This window comes from Mobilicoccus massiliensis, assembly GCF_000826525.2.
Taxonomy (GTDB): Bacteria; Actinomycetota; Actinomycetes; order Actinomycetales; family Dermatophilaceae; genus Mobilicoccus; species Mobilicoccus massiliensis.
The window spans coordinates 750,424-763,967 of sequence record NZ_LN651331.1 but is presented as its reverse complement, the minus strand read 5'-3'; the positions used below and the strand labels follow the sequence as shown (position 1 = coordinate 763,967).

The 13,544-nt window shown below is 72.3% G+C and carries 9 protein-coding genes; 6 read left to right on the top strand and 3 right to left on the bottom strand.

Annotated features, from left to right (window positions below; translation table 11 throughout):
* Positions 1-43: 43 nt before the first annotated feature.
* Together BN1197_RS16265 and BN1197_RS16260 are read left to right on the top strand one after the other, a co-directional pair.
* Positions 44-2,578: an FtsK/SpoIIIE family DNA translocase gene (locus tag BN1197_RS16265; RefSeq protein WP_040162240.1), complete on the top strand. Its 2,535-nt coding sequence runs from the start codon at positions 44-46 to the stop codon at positions 2,576-2,578.
* A gap of 2 nt (positions 2,579-2,580) precedes the next feature.
* The gene (locus tag BN1197_RS16260; RefSeq protein ID WP_052466868.1) at positions 2,581-3,483 is read left to right on the top strand and encodes a hypothetical protein; all 903 of its coding nucleotides are present in this window, start codon (positions 2,581-2,583) and stop codon (positions 3,481-3,483) included.
* Positions 3,484-3,552: 69 nt separating this feature from the next.
* Here the strand turns inward: BN1197_RS16260 and BN1197_RS16255 are convergent, their stop codons facing one another.
* Positions 3,553-4,743 (bottom strand): dipeptidase, encoded by a 1,191-nt coding sequence (locus BN1197_RS16255; protein ID WP_040161932.1) that lies wholly within the window; start codon positions 4,741-4,743, stop codon positions 3,553-3,555.
* A gap of 109 nt (positions 4,744-4,852) precedes the next feature.
* Here BN1197_RS16255 and rimO point away from each other — a divergent pair, with 109 nt between their 5' ends.
* From rimO to BN1197_RS16235, 4 genes are all read left to right on the top strand, one after another.
* Complete coding sequence (gene rimO, locus BN1197_RS16250; RefSeq protein ID WP_040161930.1) at positions 4,853-6,325, top strand: 30S ribosomal protein S12 methylthiotransferase RimO; 1,473 nt, start codon at positions 4,853-4,855, stop codon at positions 6,323-6,325.
* Positions 6,322-6,936 (top strand): CDP-diacylglycerol--glycerol-3-phosphate 3-phosphatidyltransferase, encoded by a 615-nt coding sequence (gene pgsA, locus BN1197_RS16245; protein WP_040161927.1) that lies wholly within the window; start codon positions 6,322-6,324, stop codon positions 6,934-6,936. Before rimO ends, pgsA begins: the two co-directional genes overlap by 4 nt.
* Positions 6,933-7,436 (top strand): CinA family protein, encoded by a 504-nt coding sequence (locus BN1197_RS16240; RefSeq protein ID WP_040161924.1) that lies wholly within the window; start codon positions 6,933-6,935, stop codon positions 7,434-7,436. Before pgsA ends, BN1197_RS16240 begins: the two co-directional genes overlap by 4 nt.
* A gap of 68 nt (positions 7,437-7,504) precedes the next feature.
* On the top strand, positions 7,505-7,810 hold the full coding sequence (locus BN1197_RS16235) for a helix-turn-helix domain-containing protein (protein ID WP_040161921.1): 306 nt from the start codon (positions 7,505-7,507) through the stop codon (positions 7,808-7,810).
* Positions 7,811-7,817: 7 nt separating this feature from the next.
* Here BN1197_RS16235 and BN1197_RS16230 read toward each other — a convergent pair whose 3' ends face one another.
* Both BN1197_RS16230 and BN1197_RS16225 read right to left on the bottom strand, forming a co-directional pair.
* Complete coding sequence (locus BN1197_RS16230) at positions 7,818-8,690, bottom strand: Fpg/Nei family DNA glycosylase (protein ID WP_040161919.1); 873 nt, start codon at positions 8,688-8,690, stop codon at positions 7,818-7,820.
* A 1-nt stretch (position 8,691) separates the two neighbouring features.
* Complete coding sequence (locus tag BN1197_RS16225; RefSeq protein WP_176489794.1) at positions 8,692-13,533, bottom strand: ATP-dependent helicase; 4,842 nt, start codon at positions 13,531-13,533, stop codon at positions 8,692-8,694.
* Positions 13,534-13,544: the final 11 nt, after the last annotated feature.

Below are 13,544 nucleotides of genomic sequence, written 5' to 3'. Positions count from 1 at the left end.
GACGGGCCCGAGCTGGCCGATGCGTGCGGTCAGCAGCACGTGGATGGGCATGGCGCATGTGACAGGAGGGGCGGTGCGGCGAGTGGGACGAAGCGCCGCCGAGCTGGAGCCGGAGCATCAGCGTGACGGCATCGGCCTGCTCTTCCTCGTCGCGGCCATCGTCGTGGCGGCGCGGGAATGGTGGGGTCTGCCCGGCCTGGCCGGGGAGGCGATTCACGCCGTCGCCGCGGGCACGGTGGGTCGCGTGGCTCTCGCGCTGCCGCTCGTCTTCGTCCTCATCGGTGTCTTGATCCTGCGTTCGCCGGACGACGATCGGCAGGTCAACCGCATCGCCATCGGTATGACCGCCCTGCTCTTCGCCGCGTGCGGGCTCACGCATCTCTCGACGGGGGCGCCCTCGCCGGCCGACGGTTTTCCGCCGCTGCGGGACTCCGGCGGCATGATCGGCTATCTCGCGGCCGGCCCTCTCGAGGCCGGTCTCACCGTCTGGGGCGCGGTGCCGATCCTCGTGCTCCTCGGCTTCTTCGGGCTGCTCGTCGTCACCGCGACGCCCGTGCACCGCATTCCCCAGCGTCTGCGCGCGCTCGGCGATCACCTCTTCGGCAGTGACGACGAGCGAGGCGACGGGGAGTCCGCCGACGCAGGTCGTGGTTCCTCGCGCCGTTCGCCTCGCGGGGTGTCCGACGACGGAGAGCAGGCGTTCGAGCAGGCCGCGGAGGTCCATCGCAAACGCTCGCGCCGACTCGTGCGCGAGAGCCGTTCCGAGGACACCGAGCGTGCTGCCACCGGAGGCGCCACCCGCGCCGAGGCCGATACCGAACGTCTCGACCGGCCGGTCGACAAGCGTGGCGCCACCGCCGCCCCCAAGCCCGAGGCCGACTCCGGCCGGGCGGCGGCTCCGAAGAGCCCGCCCGCTAAGGTCGAGGCGAAGGCCGAGCTCCAGGCGCCGATGACCGAGCCGCTGCCGCAGCGTGTCGAGCAGCTCGTCATCACCGGGGACGTCTCGTACACCCTGCCCGATGCCTCCGTGCTCGAGCCGGGCACGCCGCCCAAGGCGCGCAGCTCGGTCAACGACCAGGTCGTCGAGTCGCTCACGGGAGTGCTCGACCAGTTCGGCATCGACGCCCAGGTCACCGGGTTCTCTCGTGGTCCGACGGTGACGCGGTACGAGGTCGAGCTCGGCCCGGGCGTCAAGGTCGAGCGGGTCACCGCCCTGAGCAAGAACATCGCCTACGCCGTGGCGAGTGCCGACGTGCGGATCCTCTCGCCCATCCCGGGCAAGTCCGCGATCGGCATCGAGATCCCCAACGCCGACCGCGAGACCGTGAGCCTCGGCGACGTGCTGCGCAGCGAGGTGGCTCGCCGCAACCCGCACCCGATGGTCATGGGCGTCGGCAAGGACGTCGAGGGCGGCTACGTCATCGCCAACCTCGCCAAGATGCCGCACCTGCTCGTCGCGGGTGCGACCGGCTCGGGTAAGTCGAGCTTCGTCAACTCGATGATCACCTCGATCCTCATGCGGGCCACGCCCGACGAGGTGCGGATGATCCTCGTCGACCCCAAGCGCGTCGAGCTCACCGCGTACGACGGCATCCCGCACCTCATCACGCCGATCATCACCAACCCCAAGAAGGCGGCCGAGGCCCTGCAGTGGGTCGTGCGCGAGATGGACGCGCGCTACGACGACCTCGCGGCGTTCGGGTTCAAGCACATCGACGACTTCAACAAGGCGGTGCGTTCGGGGGCGGTGACGCCTCTGCCGGGCTCGGAGCGGGTGCTGCAGCCGTACCCCTACCTGCTCGTCGTCGTCGACGAGCTCGCCGACCTCATGATGGTGGCCCCGCGCGACGTGGAGGAGTCGATCGTCCGCATCACCCAACTCGCTCGTGCGGCCGGGATCCACCTCGTGCTCGCGACCCAGCGTCCGAGCGTCGACGTCGTCACCGGCCTCATCAAGGCCAACGTGCCGAGCCGCATGGCGTTCGCGACGAGCTCGCTCGCCGACTCCCGCGTCGTCCTCGACCAGCCGGGTGCCGAGAAGCTCATCGGCCAGGGTGATGCGTTGTTCCTGCCGATGGGACGCAGCAAACCGATGCGTACCCAGGGCGCGTGGGTCAAGGAGTCCGAGATCCACGAGGTGGTCTCGCACGTCACCGAACAGCTCAAGCCCAACTACCGCGACGACGTCACGGTCAAGGCCGAGAAGAAGCAGATCGACGACGACATCGGCGACGACCTCGAGCTGCTGCTCGCGGCGGCCGAGCAGGTCGTCACGACGCAGTTCGGCTCGACGTCGATGCTGCAGCGCAAGCTGCGGGTCGGATTCGCCAAGGCGGGCCGGCTCATGGATCTGCTCGAGTCCCGCAACATCGTCGGCCCCTCCGAGGGGTCCAAGGCCCGTGACGTGCTCGTCAAGCCCGACGACCTGGAGGACACCCTTGCCATGCTGCGCGGCGACGACCCCCCGAGCGGCTCCCTCGTGAGCGTGGCCGCGGCCGGCGACGACGCCGTCGAGATCGTCGACGAGGACGCGGGGGACGACGAGGACGCCTGGTCGTTGACCGATCGCGATCGGTGACGATGACGATTCGCAGGTTGGCGCGGGTCTCGACGACCGTGGCGGTGGCCGGACTCGGTTGTGCCCTGGTCGGCGCCTGCAACGGCATCCCGCCCGAGCCCTTCGTCGTGGCCGATGCCGCGAGCCGCACGCCCGCGGCGCCGCCTCCCCTCACGGCCGAGGCGCTCGTCGAGCCGTTCCGGCAGTTCGCGGCGGCGCATCCGGGGGAGATCTCGCTCGCGTGGGCACCCGTTGGCGGCACCACGCCACCCCAGGTGCTCGGGCGCACGACGGACTCCGACGCGTGGTCGACGCTCAAGGTGCCGATCTCGGTGGCGGCCCTGGCCAAGGCCGGAGCGCAGCCGACGGCCACGGAGAAGAGTCGGGGCCGGACGCGGGCTCAGGTGCGGGCGGCCATCGAGTGGTCGGACAACGAGGCGGCCGCGCAGCTCTACCGGGGCCTCGGCGCCTCCGCCGCGGCCGCCGACGCCGTCGAGGCCGTGCTGCGTGCCGGTGGTGACGCGCGCACCGAGGTCGGCGTCGACGCGGGCGGCAAGTCCGCCGGGTTCGGACGCACCCACTGGCGGGTCGAGGACGCGGCGACCTACGCCGCTCACCTGCCGTGCGCGAGCGACGCCGCGTTCGTCTACGACGAGATGTCCCGCATCGACGAGGACCAGCAGTGGGGGCTCGGTGCGGTGAAGGCGCCGTCCCGGTTCAAGGGAGGGTGGGGTCCGAGCGCCCACGGCCACCTCGTGCGCCAGATCGGCACCGTGGAGCAGGGTGGCGGGCGCACGGCGATCGCGTTCATCGTCGCTCCCGAGGACGGCACCCACGAGACGGCGACCGCGACGGCCTCGGCGCTGTCGACCTGGTTGGCCACCCGCCTCGGGCCGGCGGACGCGGGTACGTGCCCGGCCGGCTGACCTCCCACCCGATGTTTCTGGGGCGAGGCGACCGCGTCTCGACCATGCCGGCGCCGGGCCGCGACAGGATCACCAGGTGCGCTGCACCACGGCGGCGAACTCCGGCGCGACGCCGTCGGGCACCCCGTCGAGCTCGGCGATGCGGGCCAGGCTCGGGGACTCGTCGACACGCTCGCGGGCGACGTCCTCGGCGGCGCGCATGACGCGCAGCACGTTACGACCGGCGAGCAGGTCGAGGTCGCCGTCGGACCAGCCGCGCGCCGCGAGCTCCCCGAGCAGTCGCGGGTACGTGCTGACGTCCTCGAGACCGTCGGGTAGAACGGACGTGCCATCGAAATCGCCACCGATGCCGACGTGCTCGACGCCCGCGACCTCGCGCAGCCGATCGACGTGGTCGGCGACGTCGTGGACGCCGACCGGCGGGGGAGTCTCGCCCAGGCCGGCGACGAAGGCCTCCAGCGCGCGGTCGTCCTCGGCGTCGATCCCGGCTGTCTCGGCGCGTGCGATGACATCCCGCTCCCAGTCGTACCGCTCCTGAGAGCAGAACGCCGGGACGAACGTCGCACAACACACCCCGCCCGCCTCGGCCGTCGCGCGCAGGACGTCGTCCGGCACGTTGCGGGGATGGTCGGTGAGCGAGCGTGCGTTGCTGTGCGTGAAGATCACCGGCGCCGACGACGCGTCGAGGGCGTCCCGCATCGTGCCGGGGGAGACGTGGGAGAGGTCGACGAGCATCCCGAGCCGGTTCATCTCGTCGACGACGGCCCGCCCGAACGCGGAGAGCCCGCCGAGCCTCTCGGGCCTCACGGCGCAATCGGCCCAGGGCACGTGCTCGTTGTGGGTGAGGGTGAGGTAGCCGACGCCGAGCGCGTGCAGCATGCGTAGGACGCCGAGCGAGCACGCGATCGAATGACCGCCCTCGGCGCCCATGAGGGAGGCGATGCGCCCGGCGGCGTGGATGCGCTCGATGTCGTCGGCGGTGCGGGCGAACTGGAGCTCCGGACGAAGGCGGACGAGGCGATGGGTCGCGTCGATCTGCTCGAGCGTCGCGGTCACCGCCTCGTGGCCGGGCAGCGTCCCCGCGACGAACACCGACCAGAACTGTGCCCCCACACCGCCCGCGCGCAGCCGGGGGATGTCGGTGTGGGTCGGTGCCGCGTCGAGGTCGAGGACCGTCCAGTCGTGGCCGGCGAGCTCGTGGCACGCGAACGGCAGGTCGTTGTGGGTGTCGACGAGGAGGCGTCGCGGCTGCTCTGGCATGACTCCACACTGGCACGGTGCGTGGACCGGCGCAGGGATGCTCGGGCGGCCCCTTGGCACGCCGGAGCGCGATGGGTCGGGTGTCGGTGGCCGCCCGTACAGTGGGGGCATGTCTGAGGCCGTCGAGGTGCATGGGTCCGTCGCGATCGTGACGCTGGGGTGCGCGCGCAACGACGTCGACTCCGAGGAGCTCGCGGGGCGCCTGCAGGCCGGCGGGTGGACGCTCGTCGACGACCCCGGTGAGGCCGATGTCGCGGTCGTCAACACATGCGGGTTCGTCGAGCAGGCCAAGAAGGACTCGATCGACGCCCTTCTCGAGACCGCCGAGCTCAAGGAGCACGGCCGCACCCAGAAGCTCGTCGCGGTCGGCTGCCTCGCCGAACGGTATGGCGAGCAGCTCGCCGCAGAGCTGCCGGAGGCCGACGCGGTGCTCGGGTTCGACTCCTACACCGACATGTCGTCGCAGCTGCGCTCGATCCTCGCCGGCCAGCGGCCCGAGTCCCACGTGCCGCGGGACCGCCGCACGTTGCTCCCGCTCGCACCCACCGAGCGACCCGCGGCGATGGCCGAGGCCGAGGTCGTCGTCCCCGGGGTGTGGATGCAGAGCACACCGCGGGCCCGGCTCGGTGACGCACCGTGGGCGCCGCTGAAGATCGCGAGCGGCTGCGATCGGCGCTGTGCGTTCTGCGCGATCCCGGCGTTCCGCGGCTCGTTCGTCTCCCGCCGCCCGGCCGACGTGCTCGCCGAGGCCCGGTGGCTTGCCGAGAACGGCGTGCGGGAGGTGCTGCTCGTCTCCGAGAACTCGACCTCCTACGGCAAGGACCTCGGCGACCTGCGTCTGCTCGAGTCGCTGCTGCCGAGCCTCGCCGAGGTCGACGGGATCGAGCGGGTGCGGGTCTCCTATCTGCAACCCGCCGAGATCAGGCCCGGCCTGCTCGAGGTCATGGCCGAGACGCCCGGCGTCGTGCCGTATTTCGACCTGTCGTTCCAACACGCGAGCCCGACCCTGCTGCGCCGGATGCGCCGGTTCGGCGGCGCCGAGGACTTCCTCGGCCTCATCGACCGCATCCGCACACTCGTGCCCGAGGCCGGCATCCGCTCCAACGTCATCGTCGGATTCCCCGGCGAGACCGAGGAGGACGTCGACGTGCTCTGCTCGTTCCTCGAAGGCGCGCGCATGGACGTCGTCGGGGTCTTCGGCTACTCCGACGAGGACGGCACCGAGGCCGTCGACCTCGACGACCACCTGCCCGACGGCGTCGTCGCCGAACGGGTCGCGCACGTCACCGACCTCGTCGAAGAGCTCATGAACCAGCGCGCGAGCGAACGCGTCGGCACGGACGTCACCGTGCTCGTCGACGAGATCGAGCGTGACGACGACGATGACGACGCGGTGGTGGCCGATGCGGCGTCGGGTGAGGGCGCGGTGGCGTCCGTCGGCCGGGCCGATCACCAGGGCCCGGAGGTCGACGGTGTCTGCCGCCTGACCGCACCGGTCGAGGTCGGTCGGCTCGTGCGGGGCCGGGTCGTCGACTCCGACGGGGTCGACCTTCTGGTGGAGCCGACCGGGGTGGCGACATGAGCACGGCATCCACGCCGGGCTCCGGTGACGACGGCATGGCCAGGCCCAGCAACGTCAACGTCCCCAACGCGCTGACGCTGCTGCGCATCGTGCTGGTCCCGGTGTTCCTCTGGCTGCTGCTGCGTCACGGTGGCCTCGACGTCTCCGATCGCTGGTGGGCTTTCGGGGTGTTCACGGTGGCGATGATCACCGACCGCATCGACGGGGATCTCGCCCGCAAGTACGGCCTCGTCACCGACTTCGGCAAGATCGCCGACCCCATCGCCGACAAGGCCCTCACGGGCGCCGCCTTCATCGGCCTGTCTCTCATCGGCGAGCTGTGGTGGTGGGTGACGATCGTCGTGCTCGTCCGTGAGCTCGGTATCACCCTCCTGCGCTTCGTCGTCATCAGGTACGGGGTCATGCCCGCGAGCAAGGGCGGCAAGCTCAAGACGGCGCTGCAGGCCCTCGCGCTCGGGCTGTTCATCGCTCCGCTCGGAGGCGTGTTCGTCTGGGCCGCGAGCGCGGTCATGGGCGCGGCCGTCGTCGTCACGGTCGTCACCGGCATCGACTACGTGCTGGCCGCGCGGCGGCTCGTCGCCGAGTCGACCGCCGACGAGGGGCGCGCGTGAACGACGCCGCCGCACTGCTCGACGTCCTGCGACGGCGAGGAGAGACGATCGCCGTCGCGGAGTCGCTGACCGGCGGACTCGTGCTCGCCGCGCTCACCGAGATCCCCGGGTCCTCCGACGCGCTCCGCGGCGGGGTCGTCGCCTACGCCACCGATCTCAAGGCGGGAATCCTCGGCGTCGACGCGGCGTTGCTGCAGGACGGCGGCCCGGTCCAGGCCGAGGTCGCCGCGCAGATGGCCGTCGGTGTCGCCCAGGTGTGCGGCGCGACGTGGGGAGCCGCCACCACGGGGGTCGCCGGGCCCGGCCCTGCGGACGGCCGCCCCGCCGGCACGGTCTACGTCGCGGTCGCGCGCGGTGACGAGGTCACTGCGCCCGTCACGTATCTCATCGAAGGCCTGGCCGAGCGCGCCACCGGCGGTGCGAGCCGGTCTGTGGTTCGGGCCGATTCGGTCGAGGTGGTCCTGCGGCTCGCGCTCGACACGCTGGGCCGACCTCGTTGAGCGACGTCGCGAGGCGCATCGCGCCAGGCCGCCCGTTATCCTGGTGAACACCGCCGAGAGGAGGCGTCATGGTGTTGCTCCGCACGCACGTGGGCGATGTGATCCGCGAGTCCCGCAAGGACCAGGGTCGCACGCTGCGTGACGTCTCCGCGTCCGCTCGCGTCTCGCTCGGGTACCTCAGCGAGGTCGAGCGCGGCGAGAAGGAGGCCTCCTCCGAGCTGCTCGCCGCGATCTGCGAGGCGCTCGAGTTGCCTCTCTCGCGTCTGTTCGCCGAGGTGTCGACCCGGTACGCGAGCCTGGAGCACGAGAGCTTGGCGACGCCCGTCGCGCTGCCGGTGCGTCCGCGGGTCGAGGCTCAGGCGCCGGCGGCCTGATCGGCTCTCAGGCTCGGCCACGGGCCGAGTAACCGCGGTGTCGTCCGCGGGAGCCGGCTCCCAGCGGCTGTTGCGGGGCACCGTCGTCTCCGGGCGCGAGGCCACCCTGGCAACTCGGGCAGTAGAACATCGTGCGTCGGGTCGGCGCGTCCCCGATCATCGCGACCCGGACCGTGTCGTGGCATCGCCGACACGGGCGGCCCGAGCGTGCGTGGACGTACGCGTTCTCGCCGTTGCGGCGCGATCCCGTGCTCGACTGCACGACGTGCGCGACGTTGGCGTGCAGCAGCCGGTGGGCGCGCCGGACGAGACGCCGGATCGTCTCGGCGCCGAGGGTGTCGGCCCGGGCCCACGGATGGAGTCGCTCGAGGAAGAGGCTCTCGCTGGCGTACAGGGTGCCGACGCCGGCGAGATTCCGCTGGTCGAGCAGGGCCTCCCCGATCGGGGAGGGGCTCTGCCCGAGGCGACGGACGGCGAGATCCTCGTCCCAGTCGGCGCCGAGGATGTCGGGCCCGAGATGGCCGACGAGCCGGTGCTCGTCGTCGGTGCGCAGGAGGTCGAGCATCCCGAGGCGTAGCCCCAGGCCGATCCACGCGTCGGTGGCGAGGACGGCCCGCACGTCGGGGCGCGCCGGCACGCGCTCGCCCGCGTGAGCAAGGTGCCAGCTGCCCTCCATGCGCAGGTGGGAGTGCAGCGTCCACCCGGCCCGCGTGCGGTGGAGGATGTGCTTGCCTCGCGCGACGACCTCGGTGGTGACGTCTCCGACCAGCACCGACGCATCGCGCTCGCCCCACCGCAGTTCGGCACGGCGCAGCACCGCCCCGGCGAACGCCTCGTCCAGTCGCCGGGCCGTGCGCAGCACGACGTCGCCCTCGGGCATCTCACGTCCTCCGAATCCGCAGTCCCTGCGGGCTGGTGTGGAACCCCGCCTCGACGAGGGCACCGGCGAACGGATGCTCGGAGCCGAGGGCCTGTTCGCCGTCGATGGTGACCACGGTGAGCCGGTCGAGCGACCCCCGGCGCACGGTATCGGCGAGGGCCTGGGCCGCGCGGGTCCACACGGTGGCCGCGCCGGTGAGATCGGCGAGTGCCGCCTGGCCGGCGTCCTCGTCGGGCGGGAAGGTGAGCACCGTGCGTCCGCCGCGTTCGAGAAAGCACACGAGCCGGCCGTCGACGAGCACGACGAGACCACCCGCCTTGCGTCCGGGGCGGTGACCACCCTCATCGCGATCGGGCCATTCCAGCGCGGCGCCATAGGGGTTGGCCGGATCCGAGGACGCGAGCAGGAGCGCTGAGGACGAGCCTGACGCGTCGAACTCACCGACCCCCCGGGCGAGGGCGCGCAGACGGTCGACGGCCCCCGCGGACGCGAACTGGGCCGCTCCCAGGTGCTCGACGAAGTAGCCGCGACGCACCGCCCCGGTGTCCTCGGCTGCGCTGAGCACCTTGTACATCGCCGAGAAACCGCCCTCGACGCCTTCGGCCTCGACCGAGCCTCGGGTGAGTACCCCGTAGCGATCGAGGAGGACCTCGGCGGTCGCGAGCGTGCGGGCGGTCGGGTCGGTCTCGACGTCGGGCAGCAGCGTCCAACGCCCGATGCCGCGCGGTGGTGTGGCGCGGGCAGTACGGGCGAGTGAACGGGAGCCGAGCGCCCCGATGCCTCGCCGCCCGATCCGCGCCGGCCCGGGCCGTCGCCGCGTCTTGTGTGCCCCGTGGCCGCCGGAGAGCAGGGCGCGTACCGGGGCGAAGGTGTCGTTGGTGAGTCGGCCGCTCCACACGAGACGCCAGATCGCTTCGAGCACGGCGTCCTCGGAGGCGGGGTGGCCGTCGACGTGATCCTCGCCGTGCGTCTGGTCGTGGAGCGCGTCGACGAGCCCGGTGAAGAAGTAGCCTCCACCGGAGCCCAGGAGCTCCGACACCCGCGCGTCCAACGACGACGCGTCGGTGGACTCGTCGTCCTCGGGCTCCGCGAGCGTGAGATACGCCGTGTCGGCGAGGTGCAGCGAGACCCATCCGTCGTCGCCCGCGATCGTGCCGTGTCCCTGCCAGAGCACGTCGCCGCGGGCCAGGGCCTCGTCGAGCATCGACGGGGTGTAGCCCTGCACGCGTGCGGGCAGGACCAACGACTCGAGCGCGCTTGCGGGCACCCGCGCGCCCGAGAGCTGTTCGACGGCACGCAGCAGCCCGGCCGACCCACGGAGCGTGGGACGCGCCTCGCCGGAGTCGTCGGCCACCCCCTGCCAGGCGGCAGCGAACCGGGCGAGGTCGCGCGGCGATGCCGGCTCGACCTCGGCGCGTAGCGCGGCGAGGCTGCGGCGCCGCAGGCGACGGAGGATCTCGGCGTCGCAGTAATCGATTCCCGAGCCGGCGGGCCGCAGCTCGCCCTCGACGAGGCGCCCCGACGAGATGAGCCGTCGCAGGGCGTCGCGCACGACGGCGGTGCCGAGCCCGAGCCGGGTGGCGGGGTCGTCGGCGGGGAACGGGCCGTGACAGCGGGCGTAGCGACCGACGAGGTCACCCAGGGGATCGGGCAACGGTTCGAGGAACACGTCGGGAACCCCAGGAGGAACGGCGACACCGAGGGCGTCCCGCAGACGTCCGACGTCCTCGATCGCCGCCCAGTGTGGTCTGCCGGCCATGCGGATCTCGATGAGTCGCCGGGATGCTCCGAGCTCGGCGAGCCAGTCGTCGGCGTCGCCGCGGACGTCGGGGCGGGTGCGCGCGAGGACCTCCTCGGTGGTGAGGGGGCCGATACGGCGCACGAGGTCGGCGACGTCCTCGGCGTGCCGGCACATGCGTTCGGGATCGAGATGCTGCAACTCACGCTCGGTGGCGGTGACGACCTCGGGGTCGAGCAGGTCGCGCAGTGACGCCCCTTCGCCGCGGCCGAGTAGTTCGGCGAGCAGCGTCGGGTCGAGCGAGAGCGCCGCTGCACGCCGCTCGGCGAGGGGCGAGTCGCCCTCGTAGAGGAACTGCGCCACGTAGCCGAACAGCAGGCTGCGCGCGAACGGCGACGGGTGCTCGGTATCGACCGAGACCAGCGAGACCGAGCGACCGGCGATCGCGCGCATGAGCTCGACGAGCCCGGGCACGTCGAAGACGTCCTGCAGGCACTCGCGCACCGCCTCGAGAACGATCGGGAACTCCGGGTAGCGCGAGGCGACCTCGAGCAGTTGTGCCGAACGCTGACGTTGCTGCCACAGCGCCTGTCGCTTGCCGGGGTTGCGACGCGGGAGCAGCAGGGCGCGATCCGCGCATTCCCGGAACCGGGAGGCGAACAGCGCCGAGCCGCCGACCTGTGCGGTGACGAGCTCGGTGACCTCGTCCGGGTCGAGCACGACGAGGTCTCCGATCTCGGCGAGCACCTGCGCGGGGTCGGCGTCGAACTCGAGATCGGGCAGGCGCAGGACGATGCCGTCATCGCCGTGCATCGCCTGCACGTCGACGCCGAAGCGCTCCCGCATGCGTGCGGAGACGCACAACGCCCACGGCGCGTGGACCTGTTCACCGAAGGGGGAGTGGATCGCGATCTGCCAGTCTCCGATCTCGTCGCGGAAGCGTTCCAGCACGATGTGGCGATCGGTCGGCGCGACGCCGGTGGCCTCGGCCTGCTCGCGCAGGTAGGCGAGGAGGTTGTCGGCGGCCCACGCGTCGAGCCCGGCAGCACGGGCCCGTTCGCGGGCGGCGTCGTCGGGCAGGCCGGTGATCTCGCGGACGAACGCCCCCACCGCGCGGCCGAGTTCGATGGGGCGACCGAGCGTGTCGCCTTTCCAGAACGGCAGGCGCCCGGGCTGCCCGGGGGCAGGGGTGACGAGCACCTGGTCGTGGGTGATGTCCTCGATGCGCCACGTCGACGTGCCGAGGGTGAACACGTCGCCGACACGCGACTCGTAGACCATCTCCTCGTCGAGTTCGCCGACGCGCCGCCCGGCCCCGTCGCCGGCGAGGAAGACCCCGAAGAGGCCGCGATCGGGAATCGTGCCGCCGCTCGTCACCGCGAGCCGCTGGGCTCCCGGCCGCCCCGTGAGCGTGCCGCCGAGACGGTCCCACACGATGCGCGGGCGGAGTTCGGCGAACTCCTCACTGGGGTAACGGCCGGCGAGCATGTCGAGCACCGACTCGAACATCGCGGGGGACAGATCGGCGAACGCGGCCGACCGGCGGAACAGCGCGAGCATCGACTCGACCGTCCACTCGTCGAGGGCACACATCGCGACGATCTGCTGCGCGAGGACGTCCAGGGGGTTGCGCGGGATGCGCAGGGCCTCGATCGCCCCCTCGCGCATGCGCTCGACGACCACTGTCGTCTGCACGAGGTCGCCGCGGTACTTGGGAAAGAACACCCCCTTGGAGACCGCCCCCACCTGGTGGCCGGCGCGCCCGACACGTTGCAGCCCGCCGGCGACGCTGGGCGGCGATTCGACCTGGACGACGAGGTCGATCGCCCCCATGTCGATGCCGAGTTCGAGGCTGCTCGTCGCGACCACCGCGGGCAGTCGACCGGCCTTGAGCGCGCCTTCGATCTCGGCACGCTGGTCGCGGCTCACGGAGCCGTGGTGGGCGCGGGCGAGCACGGACCCCGTACGGCGCGCCCGCGAGGCCCCCGACTGGCCCATGAGCTGTGCCGGCGGGCGATGCAGCTGTTCGACGGCCGTGGCCAGCGACACCGGCTCCCCGGTACCGGGATCGTTCTGCTCGACGCTCGGGTCGAGGACGGCCTCGAGCCGGCCCTCGTGGATCTCGTTGAGCCGCGTGGTGAGTCGCTCGGCCAGCCGGCGCGAGTTGGCGAAGACGAGCGTGGAGTGCTGCGCGTCGATGAGGTCGACGAGACGCTCCTCGACGTGCGGCCAGATCGACGTGCGTTGCTCGGCCCCCGCGGCCGGGCCGGAGAGGTCGCCGGTCGTCTGCCCGAGCGCCCCCATGTCCTCGACCGGCACGACGACCTGCAGGTCCCAGCGTTTGTGGGCCGGTGGGGCGACGGTCGTCACCGGACGGCCGCCGGCGAGGAAGCGCGCCACCTCCTCGAGTGGCCGGACCGTCGCCGAGAGCCCGATGCGCTGCGCAGGCGCGGGCAGCAGCGCGTCGAGCCGGTCCAGGCTGACGGCGAGATGCGCGCCGCGTTTGGTGCCGGCGAGGGCATGGATCTCGTCGATGATCACCGTCTCGACGCCGGCGAGGGCCTGCCGCGCCTGGGAGGTGAGCAGGAGGAACAGCGACTCGGGCGTCGTGATGAGGATGTCGGTGGGGCGGCGGGCGAAGGCTCGGCGCTCGTCGGCCGGGGTGTCGCCCGAGCGCACCGCCACCGCGACGTCGGGCTCGGGCAGCCCGAGGCGCCGCGCCGCGTGCCCGATGCCGACCAGGGGAGAGCGCAGGTTGCGTTCGACGTCGACCGCCAGCGCCTTGAGTGGGGAGACGTAGAGCACCCGGCACCGTTTCTCCGGCTCCGGCGGGGGCGTCGAGGTGAGGCGGTCGAGCGCGGAGAGGAACGCCGAGAGCGTCTTGCCCGAACCCGTCGGGGCCACGACGAGGGTGTGCTCACCGCTGCCGATCGCAGACCAGGCGCCCTCCTGCGCGGCCGTGGGTGCGGGGAACGAGGACGTGAACCATTCGCGCGTGGCAGGCGAGAAGCGCTGCAGGGCAGCGCCGGTCGCCGACCCGATCTCGGGCCGGTCGGGGCTTTCCCGCTCACCGCGCCCGGCCGGGTCGTTCTGCGGGTCGTCCATCGCGTGCGTCG

Excerpts from the sequence above, each read along its gene's own strand:
- BN1197_RS16265 (WP_040162240.1), top strand. The coding sequence starts at position 44 with ATGGGCATGGCGCATGTGACAGGAGGGGCGGTGCGGCGAGTGGGACGA.
- BN1197_RS16260 (WP_052466868.1), top strand. The coding sequence starts at position 2,581 with ATGACGATTCGCAGGTTGGCGCGGGTCTCGACGACCGTGGCGGTGGCC.
- BN1197_RS16255 (WP_040161932.1), bottom strand. The coding sequence starts at position 4,743 with ATGCCAGAGCAGCCGCGACGCCTCCTCGTCGACACCCACAACGACCTG.
- rimO (WP_040161930.1), top strand. The coding sequence starts at position 4,853 with ATGTCTGAGGCCGTCGAGGTGCATGGGTCCGTCGCGATCGTGACGCTG.
- pgsA (WP_040161927.1), top strand. The coding sequence starts at position 6,322 with ATGAGCACGGCATCCACGCCGGGCTCCGGTGACGACGGCATGGCCAGG.
- BN1197_RS16235 (WP_040161921.1), top strand. The coding sequence starts at position 7,505 with ATGGTGTTGCTCCGCACGCACGTGGGCGATGTGATCCGCGAGTCCCGC.
- BN1197_RS16230 (WP_040161919.1), bottom strand. The coding sequence starts at position 8,690 with ATGCCCGAGGGCGACGTCGTGCTGCGCACGGCCCGGCGACTGGACGAG.
- BN1197_RS16225 (WP_176489794.1), bottom strand. The coding sequence starts at position 13,533 with ATGGACGACCCGCAGAACGACCCGGCCGGGCGCGGTGAGCGGGAAAGC.